The following is a 23,076-nucleotide window of genomic DNA, read 5'->3' as shown; positions in this document are numbered from 1 at the left end:
ACAGGAAAACAGCTATGTTGGCACAACTGACCATCAGCAATTTTGCTATCGTTCGTGAACTTGAGATCGATTTCCAGAACGGAATGACCGTTATCACCGGTGAGACCGGTGCGGGTAAGTCCATTGCCATTGATGCTCTCGGTTTGTGTCTGGGCGGACGCGCAGACGCAGACATGGTGCGTGCAGGTGCCATGCGAGCCGACCTCTGCGCCCGTTTTGCCTTAAAAGATACCCCCGCAGCCCTGCGCTGGCTGGAAGAGAACCAGCTTGAGGAAGGCCGTGAGTGTTTGCTGCGTCGCGTTATCAGCAGCGATGGCCGCTCCCGTGGGTTTATTAACGGAACCGCCGTTCCGTTATCGCAGTTGCGCGAGCTGGGTCAGTTACTTATTCAAATCCATGGCCAGCATGCGCATCAGCTCCTGACAAAATCAGAACACCAAAAATCCCTGCTTGATGGTTACGCCAATGAAGCGTCCCTGACCCAGGAAATGGCTGCGCGCTACCAACTATGGCACCAAAGTTGCCGTGACCTGGCGCATCATCAGCAACAAAGCCTGGAACGCGCAGCCTGGGCGGAATTGTTGCAATACCAGTTAAAGGAACTGAACGAATTCAATCCGCAGCCGGGTGAGTTTGAGCAAATTGATGAAGAGTACAAGCGCCTGGCTAACAGTGGGCAATTACTCACCACCAGCCAACAGGCGCTGGCTATCCTGGCAGATGGTGAAGACATCAATCTGCAAAGCCAACTGTACACCGCAAAACACCTGGTCACTGAACTGGCAGGCATGGACGGCAAACTTTCAGGTATTCTGGATATGCTGGAAGAGGCCACCATCCAGCTCAGCGAAGCCAGCGACGAGCTGCGCCACTATTGCGATCGTCTGGATTTAGACCCTAACCGCTTGTTCGAACTCGAACAGCGTATCTCCAGGCAAATCTCGTTGGCACGTAAGCATCATGTTGCCCCTGAAGTGCTGCCACAGTTCTATCAGTCGTTGCTGGATGAACAACAGCAACTGGACGATCAGGCCGACTCGCTCGAAACCTTAACCCTGGCGGTGAACAATCACCACCAGCAGGCGCTGGAAACGGCAAAAATGCTGCACCAACAGCGTCAGCATTATGCGCAGGAACTGGGGCAACTTATTACAGAGAGCATGCATGCTCTCTCGATGCCGCACGGTGTCTTTTGCATTGATGTGAAATTTGAGGAGCATCATCTGAGCGCAGACGGTGCCGATCGCGTGGAGTTTAAAGTAACCACTAACCCAGGTCAGCCGTTACAACCAATTGCGAAAGTCGCTTCCGGCGGGGAACTGTCACGTATTGCGCTGGCTATTCAGGTCATTACAGCACGTAAGATGGAAACGCCTGCGCTAATTTTCGATGAGGTGGATGTTGGTATCAGCGGCCCGACGGCTGCGGTAGTGGGTAAAATGTTGCGACAGTTGGGCGAGTCAACGCAGGTAATGTGTGTTACTCACCTGCCGCAGGTTGCGGGCTGTGGTCATCAACATTTCTATGTCAGCAAAGAAACAGATGGCGCGATGACGGAAACACACATGCAGCCGCTTGATAAACGCGCTCGCCTGCAGGAATTAGCCCGTCTACTTGGCGGTAGCGAAGTGACGCGCAATACCCTCGCAAATGCAAAAGAACTGCTGGCGGCATAAACTTTTTTACCTTGTGAAGGTCTGAGTTCAACATAAAATCGCCGACCGACCCGACAGCAAAAGGTTTTAAAGTGGTGAAAGGTCTATTATCATCGGCATATTACATATGAGCCGCGTACTGCTCGGGCCCGAAAAGGAATCAAATCACTATGCGCTGTAAAACGCTGACTGCTGCTGCAGCAGTACTACTGATGTTGACTGCAGGCTGTTCCACTCTGGAGCGAGTGGTTTACCGCCCTGACATCAACCAGGGAAATTATCTGACACCTACCGATGTCGCTAAAGTGCGCACGGGTATGACGCAACAGCAGGTTGCTTATGCTCTGGGTACACCAATGATGTCCGATCCTTTTGGCACTAATACCTGGTTTTATGTGTTCCGTCAGCAACCTGGACATGAAGGCGTAACCCAGCAAACGCTGACGCTGACCTTTAACAGCAGCGGCGTATTGACCAACATTGATAACAAACCCGCTTTGACCGATAACAAGTAGGTTTGAGAGATCAAAAAAAGGTGCTCAATGAGCACCTTTTTTATTGTCTGTTACTTTTTAGCGGATTTCTCTGCTCGCTGTCTGCGCAGCTCTTTTGGGTCAGCAATCAGTGGCCGGTAAATTTCCACCCGATCGCCGTCATGCAGAACATCAGCAAGCTTTACCGGACGGCTGTAGATACCCACTTTATTTTTACTGAGATCGATATCGGTACGTAATTCCAGCAGCCCGGAAGCGCGGATAGCCTCTTCCACCGTTGCGCCCTGCTGCAGCGTTACGCGCTGTAAATACTGTTTCTCGGGTAGCGCGTACGCCACTTCAACGACAATTTTAGCCGACGCTGACACTGTAAACCTCTTTCGCGCGAACCGTGAAGGCCTGCACCATATTTGAAGCCAGTTCTTTAAAGATACGGCCAAACGCCAGCTCGATTAACTTATTGGTGAACTCAAAATCGAGGTGAAATTCAATACGACACGCTTCATGACTCAGTGGCGTAAACTTCCAGCCGCCAATCAGCTTCTTGAACGGCCCATCGACCAGATGCATCAGAATGCTCTGATTACTGGTCAGTTGATTGCGCGTGGTGAACGTTTTACTGATCCCTGCTTTCGAGACATCCACAGCGGCCGTCATTTGTCCCGGAGTCGACTCCAGTACGCGGCTACCGGTGCAACCCGGCAAAAACTGAGGATAGGACTTAACGTCATTCACTAGCTGATACATCTGTTCCGCACTGTAGGGTACTAAAGCGGTCCGGCTAATCTGAGGCATAACAATTCCCATCAATATCAATCACACAAATAATACCATTTATCACCCGCTAAAAAAAACGCTATAGCCTAACTCGTGCTAAGATAGCGCCTTGCGCCCCGCTGGATGAAATGGGGTGTTTTTCGATTCCAGATTACCTATACTGAGCGGCATTATGACGAAGAAAAAAGCACACAAACCTGGCTCAGCCACAATCGCGCTAAACAAGCGCGCACGACACGAATACTTTATTGAAGAAGAGTTCGAAGCAGGACTCGCCCTGCAAGGTTGGGAAGTCAAATCCCTGCGCGCGGGTAAAGCCAACATCGGCGACAGCTATGTCATACTCAAAGACGGCGAAGCGTTCCTGTTTGGCGCCAACTTCACGCCGATGGCGGTGGCCTCAACACACGTGGTATGCGACCCCACCCGAACCCGTAAACTGTTGTTAAACCAGCGTGAACTCGACTCCCTGTATGGTCGTATGAATCGTGATGGTTATACCGTCGTTGCGCTTTCGTTGTACTGGAAGAATGCCTGGTGCAAAGTGAAAATTGGCGTTGCGAAAGGTAAGAAACAGCACGACAAGCGCTCTGATGTGAAAGAACGCGAATGGCAGTTAGATAAAGCGCGTATCATGAAAAATGCTGGCCGCTAAATGCTACTCCCCTGTGACCAGTCTCTCCTCCTGAGACTGGTTCTTATTTTTTAGTTATCGAAACCCACAAAATACATTCACCGAGTTTATAGTTTATTTATGCTGAATCGTTCAGATATGAAATAAACCCCCTGTCATTACCGTTGCGGTCTATAGTCCAATAATATAAAAGTTCAAGACCATAGCATTCATATTTCCATTTATTTAATAACACTATTATTACTATTGTTTATTATATTGACATTCATTTCAATAAAAACAAAATCATTTAAATACAATTAGTTGCCATGAAAACAACCGTTAAAAGCAAACTGGAAAGTATCCTTTTCAAATGACTAATTACTTTTTTAATATGGATAAGTTGCAGAATACTTTCTTTCTGACTATATCATCTAATACGAAAGAACTATTCAGCCGAAAGGGCCAGACGTATTTAATCAATAAACTAACATCTATGTGACCTAATCAATGAAATTACATGTGTAAATTCATCTTTATGATGAACGGAGCCCCTGTCTGCTCATTTTCCCAACGCGCTGTTGCGGATTAATACTCCCGGCATGCCATCAGGAGTGAACATATGCGTCTACTCGCCGTTGTATCAAAATTAACTGGCGTTTCCACAAATGTTGAAGCCTCTGAAGTTACGCTCAGTTCACCTTCTATCGTGAAACTGTCTGTGTCGCGTGAGGAGGTGAGTCAACTCACGCGCGTTAATCAGGATCTGGTTGTCACACTCCGCTCAGGTGAAACCATCACCATTAAAAATTTCTACCTCGGAAAAGGCGAAGCGCAAAACCAACTTGTTCTGGAGGACAGTAATGGCGCACTGTGGTGGGTTCAGGATACTGACGGAGCATTCCATTTCCAGCACCTGGACGATCTCACACCGCTGATGACGGCCGAAGGCAGTCATGAAGGCGGCGCCGTCTGGCCGTGGGTTCTTGGCGGGATCGCTGTCGCTGGCGGGATTGGCCTCGCTGCGGGTGGTGGTGGCGGCGGTGGCGGTGGCGGTGGGAGTGATAATAACGCTGGAAACGGTAATACCGGGAACGGCAATGGTAGCGGCGGCAATGGCAACGGCGAAGGTAACGGTAACGGTAACGGTAATGGCGACGGTGACGGTGACGGTGACGGTGACGGTGACGGTGATGGCGGCACACCGCCAACAACAACTCCTAACAGGCCAGACGTCCCCGTTATCACCAGCATAATCGATAACCAGGACCTGATTACTGGCCCTGTCAATCAGCAGGAATCCACCAACGATAATACGCCGACACTCCAGGGCACCGGCCCCGCGAATGCCACATTACATATTTTTGATAACGGCGTCGAAATAGGCCAGGCCACAATCGATGCCAACGGCAACTGGTCGTTTACGCCATCCTCTCCTCTGGCGGACGGCACACACCAGTTTACCGTCAGCGCTTCAAACGGTGCTGGCAGCAGCGGCATGTCGGACAGTTGGGAAATTATTGTCGATTCGCTTGCCCCCGACGCCCCCGTGGTCACTCAGGAAACCGACAATGTCGGTTCCATTACCGGCTTTATCGCCAATAACGGCGTAACCGACGATGCCACGCCGACGCTCACTGGCACAGGCGAAGTAGGTAGTACCATCAACATCTATGACAATGGCATCCTGATTGGTATGCAAACTGTAGATAGCAATGGTAACTGGACATTTACACCGGACATTCCGCTCAGCGATGGTGTTCACAATCTGACGCTGACGCAAACTGACGCCACAGGTAACGTGAGCGCGGAAACGCGCGTGCCGACATTCACCGTTGATACCACCCCGCCTGCAGCCGCAGTCATTTCCTCCGTTAATCCGGAAGGTACAACGGTAACCGGTAGCGCTGAGGCGGGAAGCCTGGTCATTATCATCGGCAGTAATAATCAGGTTTTAGGTTCAACAACGGTCGGTCAAACCGGCAATTTCGTCATCGCGATTTCGCCCTCACAGACGCACGGTGAAGCGCTGATCGCGAAAATTCAGGACCAGGCAGGCAACATCGGGCCAGATACCTCTTTCAATGCCACCAACTCTGGCTACCCGGGCGTGCCTGTTATCGTCAGCATAATGGATGATTTTGCCCCCTCAACCGGACCATTGAGCAATAATCAGGCCACCAACGATAATACCCCCACGCTCTCTGGCACTGCCGACGCCAACAGCACGGTGACTATTTACGACAACGGCACAATTATCGACAGCGTACTGGCTGACGGTAACGGTAACTGGACATGGACTTCCAGCTCCCCGTTATCAGATGAGCTACACGCCTTCACCGCCACCGCGACAAACCAGTCAGGTACAGGAGGCATGTCACCAGCGTTCAATATCAGCATCGACACCCAGCCACCGTCGCCACCTGATGATCTCAACGTATCTGCGGATGGGACTGTCGTCACCGGAACGACCGATCCAGGTAATACCGTGGTTATCACCGGCAGTGGCGGAACTCAGATCGGCAGCGGCGTCGCCGGAACGGACGGCTCATTTACCATCACCATTAACCCACCACAGACCAATGGCGAAACCATTGAAGCCATCGCAACCGATCCGGCAGGAAACCCAAGCCTGCCTGAAACAGCGCTTGCACCAGACATTACCGCGCCACAGCCCCCAACAAACCTGCTAGTTAATGGCACTGGCGACCAGGTCACCGGCAAGGCCGAACCCAACAGTACGGTCAATATTCTGGATCCAGATGGCAATATCATTGGTACGGCAACTGCCGATACGGATGGGGATTTCACCGCAACGCTGGTTCCGCCGCAAACCAACGGCGAGCCCCTTACGGCAAATGCGACCGACACCGCAGGTAACAAGGGCGACAACGCCTCTGTCACCGCACCGGACACCACCGCACCTGATGCGCCAACCGGCGTCACCGTCGCCGGAGACGGCGGTTCTGTAAGCGGACATGCTGAAGCGGGAAGCACCGTCACCGTTAAAGACAGCAACGGTAACCCGATTGGCATAGGCCAGGCTGACAGCGGCGGCAATTTCACCGTGTCTATAGCGCCGTCGCAAAAGAACGGCGAAACGGTAAAAGTCACCGCAACGGACAGCAGCAATAACGAGAGTCAGCCTACCTCCGCGTTGGCTCCGGATATCACTGCACCAAACCAGCCAGTTATTATTGCCGTTACTGATGATGTTGACGATTTCACTGGCCCCATCAATAACAATGGGTTAACCAACGACGATAAACCGAAAATTGAAGGCATCGCCGAAGCAGGTTCGCGGGTCAAAATTTATGATAATGGCACCCTGCTTGCGACCGTTAACGCTGATAACAACGGTAACTGGAACTATACGCCCACCGCAGCACTAAGCCAGGGCGCGCACGTATTTACGGTGACGTCAACAGACGCTGCCAACAACACCAGCAGCGCCGCCAGTTGGAAAATTATTGTCGATAGCATCGCCCCAACCGTTCCAGTAATAACGTTGGTTAACGATGATGTTGGCAGCATTACGGGCAACGTTGCAAATAACGGTTGGGTCACCAACGATAACACGCCAACCCTCTCGGGTACCGGTGAACCAGGTTCACTGGTGAGCCTGTACGATGGCAGTCTGTTGATGACGGTTATTCTTGTCGACAGTTCAGGCACCTGGAGCTATACCGTTCCGGGAAATCAGGTGCTCAGCGATCGCACTCATCAGTTTACGGTATCGGCAACCGATGCCGCCGGTAATGTCATCACCTCACCCACTGTGGTCAGCGTTACCGTAGATACTCAACCGCCAGGCGATCCTGTCATTTTGGCTGCCACCGACGACGTTGGGAATGCGCCGATCGATCTGCTTTCCGGAAGCCGTTCAAACGATACCTTACCAGAGCTGAAAGGAACCGGAATAGCCGGTTCTACAATCACCCTCTATGAGGGTTCCACGCCAATTGGCAGCACAACGGTTTTACCCGCCGGCACCTGGAGTATTCAACTCAGCCAACCGCTCAGTGAAGGCGCACACAATTTATCCGCTATCGCCACGGACGCTGCAGGCAACGCCAGCAATGCCGGGAACTTTACGCTGACGATTGATACCACCCCACCAGTTGCCCCGGTTATCAGCTCTGCAGAAGGTCTGATTGGGACAAATCTACAAACGCTGAATAACGGCAGCAGTACCAAGAGCTCGAATCCCGAACTCTCCGGAATCGGCGAGCCCGGCGCGAAGATTACGATTTATGATAATGGCGGTTCTATTGGCACCGTCACCGTACAGCCAGACGGCACCTGGACATTTACCCCAACCTCACTCGCCGACGGACCGCATAAATTTACCGCCACGGCGACTGACGTCGCGGGCAACACGGGGATCCCATCGGCAAGCTTTACTCTGACAGTAGACAATACGCCTCCCGCACAACCAGCCGCGCCAATCATTACCGACGATGTGGCTCCGGTAACGGGTGTGGTCACTAATGGCAACACCAATGACACCACGCCAACCTTTAGCGGCACGGGGAACGTCGGGGATCTGATTACCCTCTATCTTGCTGGTACTCCCCCATTGCAGGGAACAGCAACAGTAGGTGCAGACGGTACCTGGAGCTTCACTCCGTCAGCACCGGTTGCTCCTGGTAGTTATCAGGTAACTCTCACCGCAACCGATCCAGCAGGCAACGTCAGCCTGCCATCTAACGCCATAACACTGAACATCGACACGACGCCGTCTGCACCTCCGGTGATTAGCGCCGCCAACGATAATGTCGGTGACGCCACGGGCGACCTTGCGCCAGATGCCGTGACTGATGACACCACGCCAACCATTCGCGGTACTGGCACAGACGGGGATACCATCACCCTGTATAACGGGGGGACGGTAATCGGTACTACAACGGTGGCTGGCGGAACCTGGAGTATTACGCCAGGGACTGCGCTGGCGAACGGAAGCTACACGTTAAGCGCTACCGCAACCGATCCGGCAGGTAACATCAGCAGCAATTCAAACAGTATTTCGTTTACGGTTAACAACACGAAGCTGACGTTACCGCAGGTAACGGATATCCAGGATAACGTTGGAATCTTTACCGGTTCGCTAACCAGTGGCAGCGTCACGGACGATACCTCCCCGACCATTAGCGGGACCGGCACACCTGGCAGTACCGTGCTTATTTATGAGGGTAGTAATCCTGTTGCTACTGCCACCGTGGCCGCGAACGGCACCTGGAGTGTGGATGTTCCCCTCACGCCGAACGTCACTCACACACTGACGTTCGGCGCAGTGGATGCCGCAGGTAACTCACTGGCTGCAGATAACCCGCTGACGTTGATTGTCGATACCCAGCCGCCTGCAACGCCTACGGTTACCAGCGTAGATCCTAACGGGACGCTGGTAAGCGGTACGGCCGATGCCGGCAGCACCGTGATTATTCGCAGCGGTAACACCATTCTCGGCCAGGGGGTGGCAGACGGTTCTGGTAACTTCTCTGTCACCATTTCGCCAGCGCAAACAACCGGTCAGGCGCTCAACGCCATCGCTCAGGATACCGCCGGAAATCAAAGCGATCCGACAACGTTTAACGCCGCTACCTCCAGCGTTCCGCATCCACCGACTCTTGAGATCGTTGATGACATCGCGCCCATCATGGGGGTGATTGGCAACGGTAAAACCACCAACGACACCTTACCGCTGCTGCAAGGGACGGCCACTGCTGGGGCATCGGTGACTATCTATCAAAATGGCGCATTCATCGCCACGGTAACCGCCGATGCCGTGTCTGGCGCATGGAGTTATCAGCTACCCACTGCGCTGACTAACGGCATTACCTATAACTTCACGGTTTCACAAACGGTGGACGGTACCCCAAGTGGTCTGTCGCCCAACTACGCAATCACCATCGACACCACGCCCCCGCAGGTGCCAACTATCACCAGCATTATTGACGATATTGCCCCCGGCACCGGATCGTTGGATAAAGGGCAAATTACCAACGATTCACGCCCGACGTTTAACGGAACCGGCGAAGCGGGGGCAACCATCACCCTTTACGATAATGGCATCGCTTATGCCACTACCACGGTAAACAGCAACGGATTCTGGAGTTTTACCCCGACCGCTCCGCTGGGAGAAGGCGACCATATCTTTACCGCTCGCGCAACAGATGCCGCAGGCAACCAGGGAGATCCATCCGGTGATTTCCAGATCATTGTCGATACCCTGGTGCCGAATGCCCCCTCTATTGTGACAGTCACAGACAACGTTGGTACAACCCAAATCCTAACCTCCGGGCAGTTGACCAACGATAATACCCCAACGCTTGCTGGCGTTACCGAGGCGGATTCGCTTGTTACCATCCGCGATAACGGGGCGGTCATCGGCACAACCATCAGCGATGAAAACGGCAACTGGAGCTTTACGCCTGCGCCTGCTCTCGGTGAAGGCAGCCACTCGCTGACTGCCACCGTCACAGATGGCGCGGGCAATATCAGCCCGGCAACGCCGCCGTTTGTGGTTGTCGTCGACACGCTGTCGCCAGCGGCACCGACCATTACCTCCGTAATTGACGATCAGCCTGGCAATACAGCGCTGACCAACGGACAACTGACAAACGATGCGCAGCCTACGCTGAACGGCAAAGGCGAGATCGGTACCATCATCACGATCCGTGATAATGGCGTCGCCATCGGTACAGCGCAGGTGGACGAGTCAGGCAACTGGCGCTTCACACCGGATGCACCGCTGGGACAGGGACAACATATATTCACCACCTTTGCCACTGATCGGGCAGGTAACTCCGGCGGAGTATCATCATCGTTTACTATTGAGCTGGACTCAGTTGCCCCGTCAATCCCAGTCATCAGCTCAGTTCAGGACAGCACCGCACCGACAACAGGCCCGATAACCAACGGGCAGACCACGAATGAATCCCGTCCGGCCCTGAGCGGCACCGGTGAAATTGGCGCGACCATAACCGTCCTGAGCGATGGTCAGCCCATCGGCACCACCACCGTTGGGGCTAACGGCACCTGGAGCTTAACCCCAACGGATGCACTCAGTAACGGCTCGCATACGCTGACCGTCACCGCCACCGACAGCGCCGGTAATACCAGCCAGCCATCCAATGGCTTCGCGCTTATCGTGGATACCGTGTTGCCTGGTACGCCAGCGATTACTCAGGTTGCAGATGATGTCGGCCCGCTGATCGGTAATCTGAACAACGGTCAGGCCACGAACGACCCACTCCCGACGCTTAGCGGCACGGCTGAAGCCAATTCCACGGTAAGAGTTTACGATAACGGATCGTTTATCGGCTTTACCTCAGCGGATGGCACGGGCGCCTGGAGCTTCACGCCAGGAACCGAGCTCGGCAACGGTAACCACGCGCTGACGGTGACAGCCACCGACGCTGCCGGAAACGTCAGCCTCACGTCCGCTGGATTTAACATCGTTGTTGATACCGTCGCCCCGCTTGCGCCAACGATTATCCAGGCTTTTGATGACGTGCTACCGGGAACCGGAACGCTGTCGAGCGGGGCCTTTACCAACGACACCCGTCCCGTACTCAACGGCTCGGCGGAAGCCGGTGCCCGGGTAGCCATCTACGATAATGGCACGCTGCTGGCAACGGTAACTGCGGCGATAGACGGCACCTGGGAATATCTGCCTGCCGCGCTGGGTAACGGTCAGCATGTGTTTACCGCTATCGCCACCGATGCCGCCGGAAACGTAAGTCCCACCTCCGGCGGGTTTATTATTAATGTCGACACCATTGCGCCATCCGCCCCGCTGCTGGTCTCAGTGGTGGATGATATCGCAGGCGGCGTGTTCAATGCGGCGCTCAACAACGGACAACTGACCAACGATGCGCGCCCGACGCTGAACGGTACCGCCGAGGCAGGCAGCACCGTCAGCATCTATGATGGAAGCACCCTGCTGGGTACGGCGCTGGTGCAAAGTAATAACAGTTGGTCGTTTACCCCAACTACGCCGCTGACGAATGGATCGCACACCTTCACCGTCACCGTGACTGATGCGGCGGGCAACACCAGCAGTGCGACGGCAGGCTTTAGCGTGGTGGTCGACACCACGGCGCCGACGCAGCCTTCAATCAGCAGCATTATTGACGACGTCGGGCCAAACACCGGGGCGATTGGCGCTAATCAGCCAACCAACGATGCACGCCCAACGTTAAACGGCACCACAGAAGCCAACGCGCGGGTCGATATTTACGATAACGGCAGCTTTGTCATCAGCGTGACGGCGGACGGCAGCGGTAACTGGAGTTACACCCCAACCACCGCGCTGGCACAAGGTACCCACTCCTTTACCATCACCGCAACGGACAGTGCGGGTAATACCAGTGGCATATCGTCTGCGGCAGCGATCGTGGTCGATACCGTCGCCCCGGGCATTCCTACAGGGCTGGCGGTAAACGCCAACGGTACCACGCTCACCGGCGTTGCCGAGCCAAACAGCACGGTCATTATTACCTCCAGCGGTGGAACGGTGCTCGGCACGGCAACCGCCAACGCCTCCGGTAATTTCACCTTCACGCTGAACCCACCGCAAATCAGTGGGCAAACGCTGCAGGTCAGCGCCCAGGATGCCGCAGGCAACATCGGCACGGCGGGTAATGTTCTGGCACCGTTTACTGGCGTACCGCCTGCGCCGGTTATTGCCAGCGTTCTCGATGACGTCGGTACGATCACGGGGTCCGTCGCCCCCGGTAAAACCACCAATGATACGCTGCCAACGCTCAGCGGAACGGCGCAGGCTAACGCCATCGTCAGCCTGTACAACAACGGCGTGCTAATGGGCACCACGACCGCAGACGGTAACGGGATCTGGAGCTTTACCCCATCCGGGGCGCTCAGCGAAGGTAACCACGCGTTTACCGCCACTGCAACAAACGCCAACGGCGCAAGCGGGTTGTCCAGTTCGTTCAGCGTGATTGTGGACACCACGCCACCGACCGCGCCAACGATACTGATCAGCGCCGATGGCGCCACCGTCAGCGGCGTCGCCGAAGCGGGAAGCACGGTCACTATCTCCTTGCCCGGCGGCACCAGCGTGACGGCAATCGCCAACAGCAGCGGTGTCTACAGCGTCAACCTGCCGGTTCGCCAAATTGAAGGCCAGTCGCTGTCCGCCACGGCGACCGATGCGGCGGGCAATACCTCATCGCCGACAAGCGCTATCGCACCGGTATTGCCACTGCTGGCTGAAGACAACGTCACCAGCCTGCCGCTGCAAACCGATGTTATCGTCAGCACCGAGCATCAAAGCGATTATGGTTTCCTGCTGGTTAATGCGTTGGGGAATGTCGCCAACGTGCTGGGGAACGATACGGCAAGCGTTAATTTCAGCATCGCTTCTGGCGACAGCGGGTCCATTACGATCAATGCCGCCGCGACCGGCGTGGTGCTGTCGCTGTTAAACACGCTTGAAGTCGTTATCCAGCGCTTTGACACCGGGCTGAATGCCTGGGTAACGGTGGTGGATACCGGGAAACCAGACTTCGCCAGCCTGCTCACCCTGGGTGCCTCGGGCGTAACGCTCAATTACAGCGGGCTGACTGGTGGTGATTACCGCGTGGTCAGCTACAACACCAACCTGCTGGCGACCGGCGCATACACCAGCCTTGATGTCTCGGTGGTGAAAGCCAGCGCAGGGACCATCATCGGCGGTACCACGGAATCCGGGAACATCATTACGGATACCGATCCCGCCAACGGGCAGGATAATGCGCCTTCCGGCACGTTGGTCACCTCCATCACCGACGGTAACGGCAACGTCGTGAATATCCCGGCGGGCGGCATTGATGTGCAGGGGAAATACGGCATCCTGCATATCAATCAGAACGGTAGCTACACCTATACCCTGACCAATACGTCAATCTCGGTGTATGGGCGCTCCGAAAGCTTCACCTACACGCTGACGCATGGCAGCGATCACTCCTCGGCAAAACTGGTGGTAACGCTCGGTCAGGCCCCAACCACCAGCACGGTAACCGCGGCAGACGATGCAGCAGTGCTGACTTACGGAACGCAGGTCATCGCGGTTGACCACTTGCCTTCACAACAAACCGGCTTCACGCTCGCCAGCGTCGGACTCGGCAATGTGCTGGACGTCAATCTGGTCAACGGTCTGACTGACCCGATTAAGTTCAACGTTGACGATGGCGCAACCCGCACGCTGACCGTACAGGCGAATGTTCTCGGCGTGACGCTTGGCGGCTTCGATCTCTATGTTTATCGCTTCAACGAGTCAATTCAGCAGTATGAGCAGTACCGGGTACAGCCAAACTGGGTCACCGCCCTACTGGGCGGAAGTTCGTCAGCGTATACCATTACGCTACCGGGTGGCGATTATCTGTTCTTGCTTAACGCTTCCGGCGGCCTGACGCTGCTGACCAGCTATACCCTGAATATTCAGGCCGATCACACCTACGCCGTCGACAGCCTGAGTGCGACAACCAATGGCAATCTGCTGGTCAACGACTCGGCTCCGACCAATACCGTTATCACCGAAGTAAACGGTATTGTCGTTAACGGGACGGGCACTACCACTATTAATGGGCTGTACGGCACGCTGACTATCGATGCGAAGGGGAACTACACCTACACGCTAAGAAGCGGACTGGGTGCAGACGGTATCAACACCCCGGACAGCTTCGTGTATAAGGTCAGAGCACCAAACGGCGATACCGGCAGCGCCTCGCTGAATATCAAACCAACGCCGCAGCCGCTGGACGCCGTAAATGACATCAGTAGCACGATGGCGGTCACCACGCAGGCGGACACCTCCAGATTGTTTGCTGACAACAGCGTCGGGAACGCCAGTTGGAACGCCCAACTCCTTTCTCCCACCTCACAAAATGGCACTGGCGTCATTGAGGTCGCGACGGGAACGGCGGTGCAAAACGCCATACTGCATTTTAACGTTGCTTCAGGTCTGACGCTGGGCGGACTGACCGTCACCTGGGCGCTGTATGACAGCAACAACGTCAAGGTTGCCAGTAACTCATTCAACGGTGGATTGCTTATTGGCGGCAATATCGATATTGCCCTGGGGATCATGTTGCACCCCGGTAACTATCGACTCGACTACACCGGCAGCGTCGGGGCTTTAGGGCTGGGGAATATCACCATCACCCCTAGCGTGAAAGGCACGATAATCGACCTGCAGAACGTCGAAACGTCCGCGGCAAACAGCGTCGCCGGCAACATTTATGACGGGGACCATATTGCCAGCGTGCATACCTTGCTGACGGTGAGCGGCACGGGCGGTAGCACCGCCACGCTGGATCCGCTGAGCAGCACGACCAGCGCCATCATTAACGGGCTGTACGGCAAACTGACCATTGGCATTGATGGTCATTACACCTACGCCCTCAACAGCGATGTCTCACTTTCCACCATCCTCACCAAAGAGACATTTACTTACACCCTAAACGATCAGAATGGGCATACCGATACCGCTACGTTGACCATCAACATGAATCCGCAGGTTGTAAGCACCGTAGATGCCGATCGTTTTACCGGCAGTATCTACGGCGATACGCTGATTTATCACCTGCTCAACGCCAACGACGCTACCGGTGGTAACGTTGGCAATGTTGGCGTTGGACCTACCGATACCTGGACCAACTTCTCGCTGGCCCAGGGCGACAAAATCGATATCGGCGACCTGCTGGTGGGCTGGAACGGGCAGAACGCTACGCTCGGCAACTACCTCACCGTGACCACCAACGGTAACAACACGGTGATTGCTATCGACCGCGACGGTACGGGCAACACTTATCACTCAACCAATCTCATAACGCTGGAGAACGTACACACCACGCTCGATGAGCTGGTGCAACAAAATCACATTGTGCCCTGAAGCTAACGCATAACGTTAAAGCGCCATAACTACAGCCCCGGATGCCATGACGTCCGGGGCAATAACAGTCGTCGCTGCCGTATTTTGTAAGGGATAAACTATGAGAAATGTCGCGCCTGTTGCCTTACTGCTGGCATTAACGCTCTGTACCCTGCGGGTGAATGCCGAAGATGAACCGCAAATTATTACGCCGGAAGGCCTGGCCACCAGCCAGATGCTGCCCTCGCTGGACGGCGCGGTTGCCGATCTGCCGCTGAGCGCCGCCGCCCCCGGCAGCCTGACGCTCAACGACGCAGTGAGTCGCGCCGTGAGCTGGCATCCTTCTATTCGTGAATCCATCGGCAAACTGCTCTCACAAAATGAGCAGATCGACGTGGCGAAATCAAAATATTACCCGCAGGTTTCTGCCGGGATGAACAACGGTTACAGCAATACTTACACCGATCACGGCTTTAGCCCGGCCCTGGTTATTTCAGTGTCGCAAATGCTGTACGACTTCGGCAAAGTGGCAAGCCAGGTCCGTGCTGAAACCGCCGGATCCGCACAACAGCAGGCGAATGTATTACTCAGTATTGATACCATCGCCCATGCAACTGCCAACGCGATAGTCCAGGTGCAGACGTGGCAGCAAATGGTGGACGCCGCCGAAGAGCAGCTCAGCGCCTTGAACGGTATTGGTCGGCTGATCCGTCAACGCAATGATGAAGGGGCAACTTCGCTATCCGACGTGGTGCAAACCGATGCGCGTATCGAGTCTGCACGTTCTCAGTTGGCGCAGTATCAGGCCAATCTCGACAGCAGCAAGGCAACGCTGATGAGCTTCCTCGGCTGGAACGCGCTTAACGGCATCAGCAACGAATTTCCGGTCAAACTGGACAGCAGTTGTGATGTGGTCAAACCGGACGATAAGCTGGTTCCCGCGGTGCTGGCGGCATGGGCGCAGGCGAATGTGGCACAGGCAAATCTCGATTACGCCAACGCGCAGATGACGCCCACTATCTCCCTGGAGCCGTCGGTTCAGCACTATCTCAACGACAAATACCCCAGCCATGAGGTGCTCGACAAAACCCAGTACTCCACGTGGGTAAAAGTCGAGATGCCGCTGTATCAGGGGGGCGGACTCACCGCCAGACGCAACGCCGCCAGTCACGCGGTAGAGTCTGCACAGTACTCCATCCAGCGTACCCGACTTGAAGTGCGGCAGAAATTACTGGAATCCCGCAGCCAGGCGATGAGCCTCGCCACTGCCCTGCAGATCCTGCGTCGCCAGCAACGGCTGAGTGAACAAACGCGCGAGCTTTATCAACAGCAGTATCTGGACCTCGGGTCACGCCCACTGCTCGATGTGCTTAACGCCGAGCAGGAAGTATATCAGGCCCGTTTTGCTGAACTCCAGACTCAAAACCAGCTGCGCCAGCTCCAGTTGAACTGCCTCTATAACACCGGATCGCTTCGCCAGGCGTTCGCCTTAAATAACCGCAGTATTCAATCGGTGGAGATAAAGCTATGAGCGACGTCGATACACATGCGGAAGATGCGATTGGCGAACACGCCCTGAGCCAGTGGGCGCTGGCGATGACGCATATTGCCAGCCACTATCGCGTTACCTGTTCGCCCGGCGCAATCCAGGCCAACGCCCCGTGGTTTGCGGGAAAAAGCCGAGTCATGGCCCTGTCGCAGCTGGCGCGTCAGGCAGGGCTGTCATTTCATGCGCTGGATACCGCCACGCAGGCGTTCGGCCAGTGGCGTCTGCCGGTGGTGGCGGAACTGCTCGACGGCCAACTGATGGTGATAGAACATTTCAACGGTGAAGATGCGTTGGATGTTTTTATCATCGCCGAAGAGGGCCAGCGTAACCGACTCACAGTTGCAGAACTACTGCCGGAGATCGTGAGCATTACCGCGCTGCGCCCGCTGTCGGCGCTGAAGGACAGTCGGGTAGACCGCTATATTTCGCGCTTCAAGCCCGACTGGATGCGCGAACTGGTATTACAGGACATCCGCCCTTACCTGCCGGTCATGATTGCCGCCTTTCTGATTAACGTCCTGTCGCTCGCCGGGATTATCTTTTCGATGCAGGTCTATGATCGGGTGATCCCCGCCCAGTCTTATCCAACGCTGTATGTTCTCTCCACCGGCGTTCTGGTGGCGGTGCTGTTTGGCTTTTTGCTGCGCGAAGCGCGTACCCACATAATGGACCTGCTCGGCAAACGCGCTGATATGCGCATTTCCGATCGCGTGTTCAGCCACGCATTGCGGCTGCGCAACAGCGCCGTTCCCCGCTCGACGGGGAGCTTTATTTCTCAACTGCGCGAGCTGGAACAGGTTCGCGAGATGATCACCTCCTCAACCCTGTCGACCCTTGTCGATCTGCCGTTTTTCTTTTTGTTTATCGTGGTGCTGGCCTTTATCGCCCCGCCGCTGGCGTGGATAGCCCCCGTCGCGGCCCTGCTGATGATGCTGCCTGGTTTGCTGTTACAGAAGAAACTGGCGGTGCTCGCCAACCAGGCAGCGCATGAATCCACCCTGCGCAACGCGGTGCTGGTCGAGAGCGTTCAGGGGCTGGAAGATATCAAGCTGATGCAGGCGGAAAACCGCTTTTTACAACAGTGGAACAGCTATATCCGTATTACCGGAGAGTCCGGACTGCGCACGCGCAAGCTGACTCAGGGGCTGATTGGCTGGGGCATGTCGGTACAAAGCCTGGTCTACGCCGCCATCATTATGTTCGGCGCGCCGATGGTCATTGAAGGCACAATGACCACCGGGGCCGTGGTGGCCGCGTCGATGCTCGGTTCCAGAATGATTGCCCCGATGGCGAACCTGTGCGGCGTGCTGGCCCGCTGGCAGCAGGTCAAGGCGGCGAAGATGGGGTTAGACAGCATCATGCAGCTTCCCACCGAAACGCAGTACGATGAAGACCGTGTGCATCAGGAGATTTTTCACGGCCATTATCTGTTTGAAAACGCGCACTTTCGCTACCACAGCGACGATCAACGCGTTCCGCTGCGCATCTCGCGTCTGGAGGTCATGCCCGGCGAACGGGTGGCGATCCTCGGGCGTAACGGCGCCGGGAAATCAACACTGCTACAGGCCATGGCGGGTGGCGTAGAGATTATCCAGGGCGATGTCCGACTCGATAACCTGAGTCTGGCGCAGATCGATATGGCCGATTTACGCCGCAATATCGGTTTTCTCAGTCAGAATGCGCGGCTGTTTTTTGGCACCCTGCGCGAGAACCTGACCCTCGGCGCACCGCATGCCAGTGACGCGCAGATCTTCGAAGCGCTGGAGGTCAGCGGCGCGGCAGCTTTCGTTAAACAACTCGCCAAAGGGCTGGCGCACCCCATTATGGAGGGCGGCAACGGTCTGTCCGGTGGACAACGGCAGTCGATCCTGCTGGCAAGAATGCTGCTGCGATCGCCCAATATCGTGCTGCTCGACGAACCCAGCGCCTCGCTGGATGAACATACCGAACGAGAGTTTATTCAGCGCCTGAACCAGTGGCTGGGCAACCGAACATTGATTGTCGCCACCCATCGCGTGCCGGTTCTGGAGCTGGTCGAGCGCGTAGTGGTGTTAAAAGAAGGTCAACTGGTCATGGATGCCCCGAAAGCGCAGGCGCTGAATGCGAGCCGGGCACCAGCCCCTACTCACGGTCGGGAGTGGAAAAATGAAAACCAATCCGCATGACGCTGCCATGGACGACCTCGATATCCGCCGCGAGCACCGTTTCTCCGGGGCCAGCCGCATTATTCTGCTCAGCACGCTGCTGTTTGCCGTCCTGGGTATCTGGGCGTATTTCGGCAAGCTGGATGAAGTCTCGACCGGCAGCGGGAAGGTAATCCCCAGCTCGCGCGAGCAGGTTTTGCAGTCGCTGGATGGCGGCATTCTCGCCGAGCTCACGGTACGCGAAGGAGATAAAGTACAGGCTAATCAGATTGTCGCGCGCCTCGACCCCACTCGCTCTGAGTCCAACGTTGGGGAGAGCGCCGCCCGCTATCGCGCCTCACTGGCTTCCAGCGCAAGGCTCAATGCCGAAGTTAACGATCTGCCGCTCGTGTTTCCCGCTTCACTACGCGCCTGGCCGGATCTCATCGCCTCCGAAACGCGCTTGTATAAAAGTCGCCGCGCGCAGCTCGCTGATTCTATGGCAGAACTGCAGGATGCGCTGGTCTCGGTAAATAAAGAGCTGGCCATAACCCAACGGCTGGAAAAAAGTGGTGCCGCCAGCCACGTTGAAGTGCTGCGCCTGCAACGACAAAAAAGCGATTTGGGATTAAAAATCACCGATCTGCGCTCACAATACTTCGTGCAGGCGCGGGAAGCGCTGTCAAAAGCCAATGCCGAAGTGGATATGCTGGCGGCTATTTTGAAAGGACGCGAGGATTCCGTCACCCGCCTGACCGTGCGCGCGCCGATGCGCGGTATTGTGAAAAACATCCAGGTCACTACCATTGGCGGCGTTATCCCGCCCAATGGCGAGATGATGGAGATTGTACCGCTGGACGATCATCTGCTGATTGAAACCCGCCTGTCTCCGCGCGATATCGCGTTCATCCACCCCGGCCAACGGGCGCTGGTGAAAATAACCGCTTATGACTACGCGATTTACGGCGGTCTGGAAGGCGTAGTCGAAACTATTTCCCCGGACACTATTCAAGACAAAGTGAAACCGGAAATATTCTACTACCGCGTGTTTATCCGCACCCATCAGGACTTCTTACAGAACAAACTGGGACGCCATTTCTCCATCGTACCGGGAATGATTGCCACAGTGGATATAAAAACAGGTGAAAAAACCATCGTCGACTATTTAATCAAACCGTTTAATCGCGCAAAAGAAGCGCTGCGCGAGCGGTAAATCCTTGAGGATTAGGGGTTGCGGGGGCTGGTCACGCGTGTCACAAGTCTGTTATACTTGCTCTAACACATTGGGGCTGATTCTGGATTCGACGGGATTCGCGAAACCCAAGGTGCATGCCGAGGGGCGGTTGGCCTCGTAAAAAGCCGCAAAAAAATAGTCGCAAACGACGAAAACTACGCTTTAGCAGCTTAATAACCTGCTCTGAGCCCTCTCTCCCTAGCTTCCGCTCTTAAGACGGGGATCAAAGAGAGGTCAAACCCAAAAGAGATCGCGTGGAGGCCCTGCCTGGGGTTGAAGCGTTAAATCTAATCAGGCTAGTCTGGTAGTGGCGTGTCTGTCCGCAGGTGCCAGGCGAATGTAAAGACTGACTAAGCATGTAGTACCGAGGATGTAGGAATTTCGGACGCGGGTTCAACTCCCGCCAGCTCCACCAAAATTCTCCATCGGTGATTACCAGAGTCATCCGATGAAGTCCTAAGAGCCCGCACGGCGCAAGCCCTGCGGGCTTTTTTGTCCCCTCAATTTGTCCCGCTAAGTCCGAAGAGAACTAATTAAATCCGAACCTTTTAGGCCCATTGATAGGCCCAACGAAAAGCTCTATTGTTTTCGTTGGGCCTAAACGCATGGAGACTCCCCATGGCAAGAAAAACCAAGCCGTTAACCGATACGGAAATCAAAGCCGCCAAACCTAAAGATGCCGATTACCAGCTGTATGATGGTGATGGGCTTACTCTGCTAATCAAGTCCAGCGGTAGTAAGCTCTGGCAATTCCGTTACTATCGGCCTCTAACCAAGCAGAGAACCAAACAGAGCTTCGGTGCCTACCCTGCCGTCTCGCTTTCTGATGCACGTAAACTCAGAGCCGAATCTAAAGTTTTATTGGCGAAAGACATTGATCCGCAGGAGCATCAGAAAGAACAGGTCAGAAATTCACAAGAGGCCAAAACCAACACTTTCTTGTTAGTCGCCGAACGTTGGTGGAATGTGAAGAAAGCCAGCGTAACAGAGGACTATGCCGACGATATCTGGCGCTCGCTTGAGAGAGATGTTTTCCCGGAAATCGGTGATATCAGTGTCACTGAGATTAAGGCTCATACTCTGGTTAAAGCAGTTCAGCCGGTTCAGGCAAGAGGTGCATTAGAGACTGTTCGCCGCCTTTGTCAGCGTATTAACGAAGTCATGATTTATGCGCAGAACACAGGCTTGATTGATGCAGTTCCCAGCGTAAACATAGGGAAAGCGTTCGAGAAACCGCAGAAGAAAAACATGCCTAGTATCCGCCCGGATCAACTACCACAACTAATGCAGACTATGCGCACGGCTAGTATCAGCCTGTCCACACGATGCCTGTTCATGTGGCAGCTTCTCACCATTACCCGCCCTGCCGAAGCTGCCGAAGCTCGATGGGATGAGATCGATTTTGATGCTAACGAATGGAAAATTCCAGCAGCTTGAATGAAGATGAATCGGGACCATACAGTTCCATTATCTGATGGAGCTCTCACTATTCTGGAATTGATGAAGTCACTCAGTGGTGGCCGGGAGTTTATCTTTCCCAGTCGCATCAAACCAACCCAGCCGATGAATAGCCAAACAGTGAATGCAGCGCTCAAACGTGCTGGCTTAGGAGGCGTACTCGTATCACACGGTTTACGTTCTATCGCTAGTACGGCACTCAATGAGGAAGGATTTCCGCCTGATGTCATTGAAGCAGCACTGGCTCATGTAGACAAAAATGAGGTACGTCGAGCTTACAACCGCAGTGACTATCTTGAGCAACGGCGACCTATGATGCAGTGGTGGGCTGATTTTGTTAGCAAGGCCGACAGAGGGAGCATTGTTGAAACAGGGAAAACGGGGTTAAAACTTGTGGGCTGAATTTTGAGCTCGACTGGTATTTTCCCGACAAAGGTGCATTGACTCAAACCTGTCCTGGAGGAATCGTAGATAGATCGCAATCGAATCTGACAGTCTGGCTTGGGCCAAAAGCGGACCTTTTAATCTCTACCAATTGTGATCCCCCTCTGAAAAACTGTGACAGTTAAACAACACCCAACTCTGGAAAATCATCATGAATAGTGAGGTTATTCGCGTCTAATGCTCCTCGGTGTTTCAAATTGATGTAAGGATCCAAAAGACTTGGCTGTTATGCCAAGTGTTTATTATCAGCAATCTGTAAAATTCTCAGAACCTGCGCTGTTGAGAATATACTCAATCTCGAAAATATGAGGGCACTGCTGATCAATCGAATTTATTTTCATCAAGGCATATTTATTATGGATATTTTTCAAAATAACCACTCGCTCAACAGGTGTACTATTCATATCAAGATTATTTATTGGAAATGCTCCAGCATCGCCAATCTCATGGAAATTATATATTCCTGAGGCAGGAGCCCCACCCAAAAGATATGTTGAAAATCTTGTTATAACATGAAGGCTTTTGTTTGACGAAGTGGCAAAATAAGGGTCGAATTTGTAATCGCCATCACCAAATAGAACATGGTCCGTGATATTTAAATCAACAGATAATGTATTTCGCATTCGTTTGGATATGTACTTAGGTTTAAATGGCCACCACAAAGAAAAAATTGGTATTGCACTCGAGAGCGAAACTACTAAGGGGCCAAAGCTTTTTATTTCATGCTCAATCAACATAGACAAAAACCAAAGGACTGCCACTACTGCAGTTAAAGTCGCTAGCGTAATGAGCGTAATTCTTTGTTCCTTAGACATATTCTGTGCCATATATCCTCACAATCAACGAAAAGAACA

The 23,076-nt window shown here is 54.3% G+C and carries 10 protein-coding genes, 1 other RNA gene and 1 pseudogene; 9 read left to right on the top strand and 3 right to left on the bottom strand.

The window, feature by feature from the left end:
* Positions 1–14 precede the first annotated feature (14 nt).
* Together recN and bamE are read left to right on the top strand one after the other, a co-directional pair.
* Complete coding sequence (gene recN, locus HV243_RS06085) at positions 15–1,676, top strand: DNA repair protein RecN (protein WP_053389388.1); 1,662 nt, start codon at positions 15–17, stop codon at positions 1,674–1,676.
* A 149-nt stretch (positions 1,677–1,825) separates the two neighbouring features.
* Entirely contained in the window at positions 1,826–2,170 is a 345-nt protein-coding gene (gene bamE, locus HV243_RS06080) for an outer membrane protein assembly factor BamE (RefSeq protein ID WP_003826401.1), read from the top strand.
* Positions 2,171–2,220: 50 nt separating this feature from the next.
* On the opposite strand, the gene HV243_RS06075 is transcribed toward bamE, so the two are convergent.
* Positions 2,221–2,517 carry an RnfH family protein gene (locus HV243_RS06075; protein ID WP_003839823.1) on the bottom strand — a complete coding sequence of 99 codons (297 nt, stop codon included), beginning with the start codon at positions 2,515–2,517 and terminating at the stop codon, positions 2,221–2,223.
* Positions 2,501–2,944 (bottom strand): type II toxin-antitoxin system toxin RatA, encoded by a 444-nt coding sequence (gene ratA / locus HV243_RS06070; protein WP_003031213.1) that lies wholly within the window; start codon positions 2,942–2,944, stop codon positions 2,501–2,503. The genes HV243_RS06075 and ratA overlap by 17 nt, the downstream gene beginning before the upstream one ends.
* Positions 2,945–3,098: 154 nt before the next feature.
* Between ratA and smpB the strand changes: the two genes are divergently transcribed.
* From smpB to HV243_RS06035, 7 genes and pseudogenes are all read left to right on the top strand, one after another.
* The gene (gene smpB, locus HV243_RS06065) at positions 3,099–3,581 is read left to right on the top strand and encodes an SsrA-binding protein SmpB (RefSeq protein ID WP_003031211.1); all 483 of its coding nucleotides are present in this window, start codon (positions 3,099–3,101) and stop codon (positions 3,579–3,581) included.
* A 580-nt stretch (positions 3,582–4,161) separates the two neighbouring features.
* A complete protein-coding gene (locus HV243_RS06060; RefSeq protein WP_149330687.1) occupies positions 4,162–15,435 on the top strand; it encodes a BapA/Bap/LapF family large adhesin in 11,274 nt (3,757 codons plus the stop codon).
* Between the two features lie 100 nt (positions 15,436–15,535).
* Positions 15,536–16,945: a TolC family outer membrane protein gene (locus HV243_RS06055; protein ID WP_181603940.1), complete on the top strand. Its 1,410-nt coding sequence runs from the start codon at positions 15,536–15,538 to the stop codon at positions 16,943–16,945.
* A complete protein-coding gene (locus tag HV243_RS06050) occupies positions 16,942–19,128 on the top strand; it encodes a type I secretion system permease/ATPase (protein WP_053389391.1) in 2,187 nt (728 codons plus the stop codon). Before HV243_RS06055 ends, HV243_RS06050 begins: the two co-directional genes overlap by 4 nt.
* 7 nt (positions 19,129–19,135) lie before the next feature.
* Positions 19,136–20,299 carry an HlyD family efflux transporter periplasmic adaptor subunit gene (locus tag HV243_RS06045; protein ID WP_085951071.1) on the top strand — a complete coding sequence of 388 codons (1,164 nt, stop codon included), beginning with the start codon at positions 19,136–19,138 and terminating at the stop codon, positions 20,297–20,299.
* Between the two features lie 72 nt (positions 20,300–20,371).
* Positions 20,372–20,735: a transfer-messenger RNA gene (gene ssrA / locus HV243_RS06040) on the top strand.
* Between the two features lie 203 nt (positions 20,736–20,938).
* Positions 20,939–22,180, top strand: a pseudogene (locus HV243_RS06035) (integrase).
* Positions 22,181–22,467: 287 nt separating this feature from the next.
* Here the strand turns inward: HV243_RS06035 and HV243_RS06030 are convergent.
* Positions 22,468–23,037 carry a hypothetical protein gene (locus HV243_RS06030; RefSeq protein WP_131351259.1) on the bottom strand — a complete coding sequence of 190 codons (570 nt, stop codon included), beginning with the start codon at positions 23,035–23,037 and terminating at the stop codon, positions 22,468–22,470.
* Between the last annotated feature and the right edge of the window lie 39 nt (positions 23,038–23,076).

It is taken from the genome of Citrobacter sp. RHBSTW-00599 (genome assembly GCF_013784065.1).
Taxonomy (GTDB): domain Bacteria; phylum Pseudomonadota; class Gammaproteobacteria; order Enterobacterales; family Enterobacteriaceae; genus Citrobacter; species Citrobacter braakii.
Note: the sequence above shows the minus strand (reverse complement) of the source record. Positions and strands in the feature narration are given on the sequence as shown.

Coding starts and splice junctions, on each gene's coding strand:
- smpB (WP_003031211.1), top strand. CDS start 3,099: ATGACGAAGAAAAAAGCACACAAACCTGGCTCAGCCACAATCGCGCTA.
- HV243_RS06060 (WP_149330687.1), top strand. CDS start 4,162: ATGCGTCTACTCGCCGTTGTATCAAAATTAACTGGCGTTTCCACAAAT.
- ratA (WP_003031213.1), bottom strand. CDS start 2,944: ATGCCTCAGATTAGCCGGACCGCTTTAGTACCCTACAGTGCGGAACAG.
- HV243_RS06055 (WP_181603940.1), top strand. CDS start 15,536: ATGAGAAATGTCGCGCCTGTTGCCTTACTGCTGGCATTAACGCTCTGT.
- bamE (WP_003826401.1), top strand. CDS start 1,826: ATGCGCTGTAAAACGCTGACTGCTGCTGCAGCAGTACTACTGATGTTG.
- recN (WP_053389388.1), top strand. CDS start 15: ATGTTGGCACAACTGACCATCAGCAATTTTGCTATCGTTCGTGAACTT.
- HV243_RS06045 (WP_085951071.1), top strand. CDS start 19,136: ATGGACGACCTCGATATCCGCCGCGAGCACCGTTTCTCCGGGGCCAGC.
- HV243_RS06030 (WP_131351259.1), bottom strand. CDS start 23,037: ATGTCTAAGGAACAAAGAATTACGCTCATTACGCTAGCGACTTTAACT.
- HV243_RS06050 (WP_053389391.1), top strand. CDS start 16,942: ATGAGCGACGTCGATACACATGCGGAAGATGCGATTGGCGAACACGCC.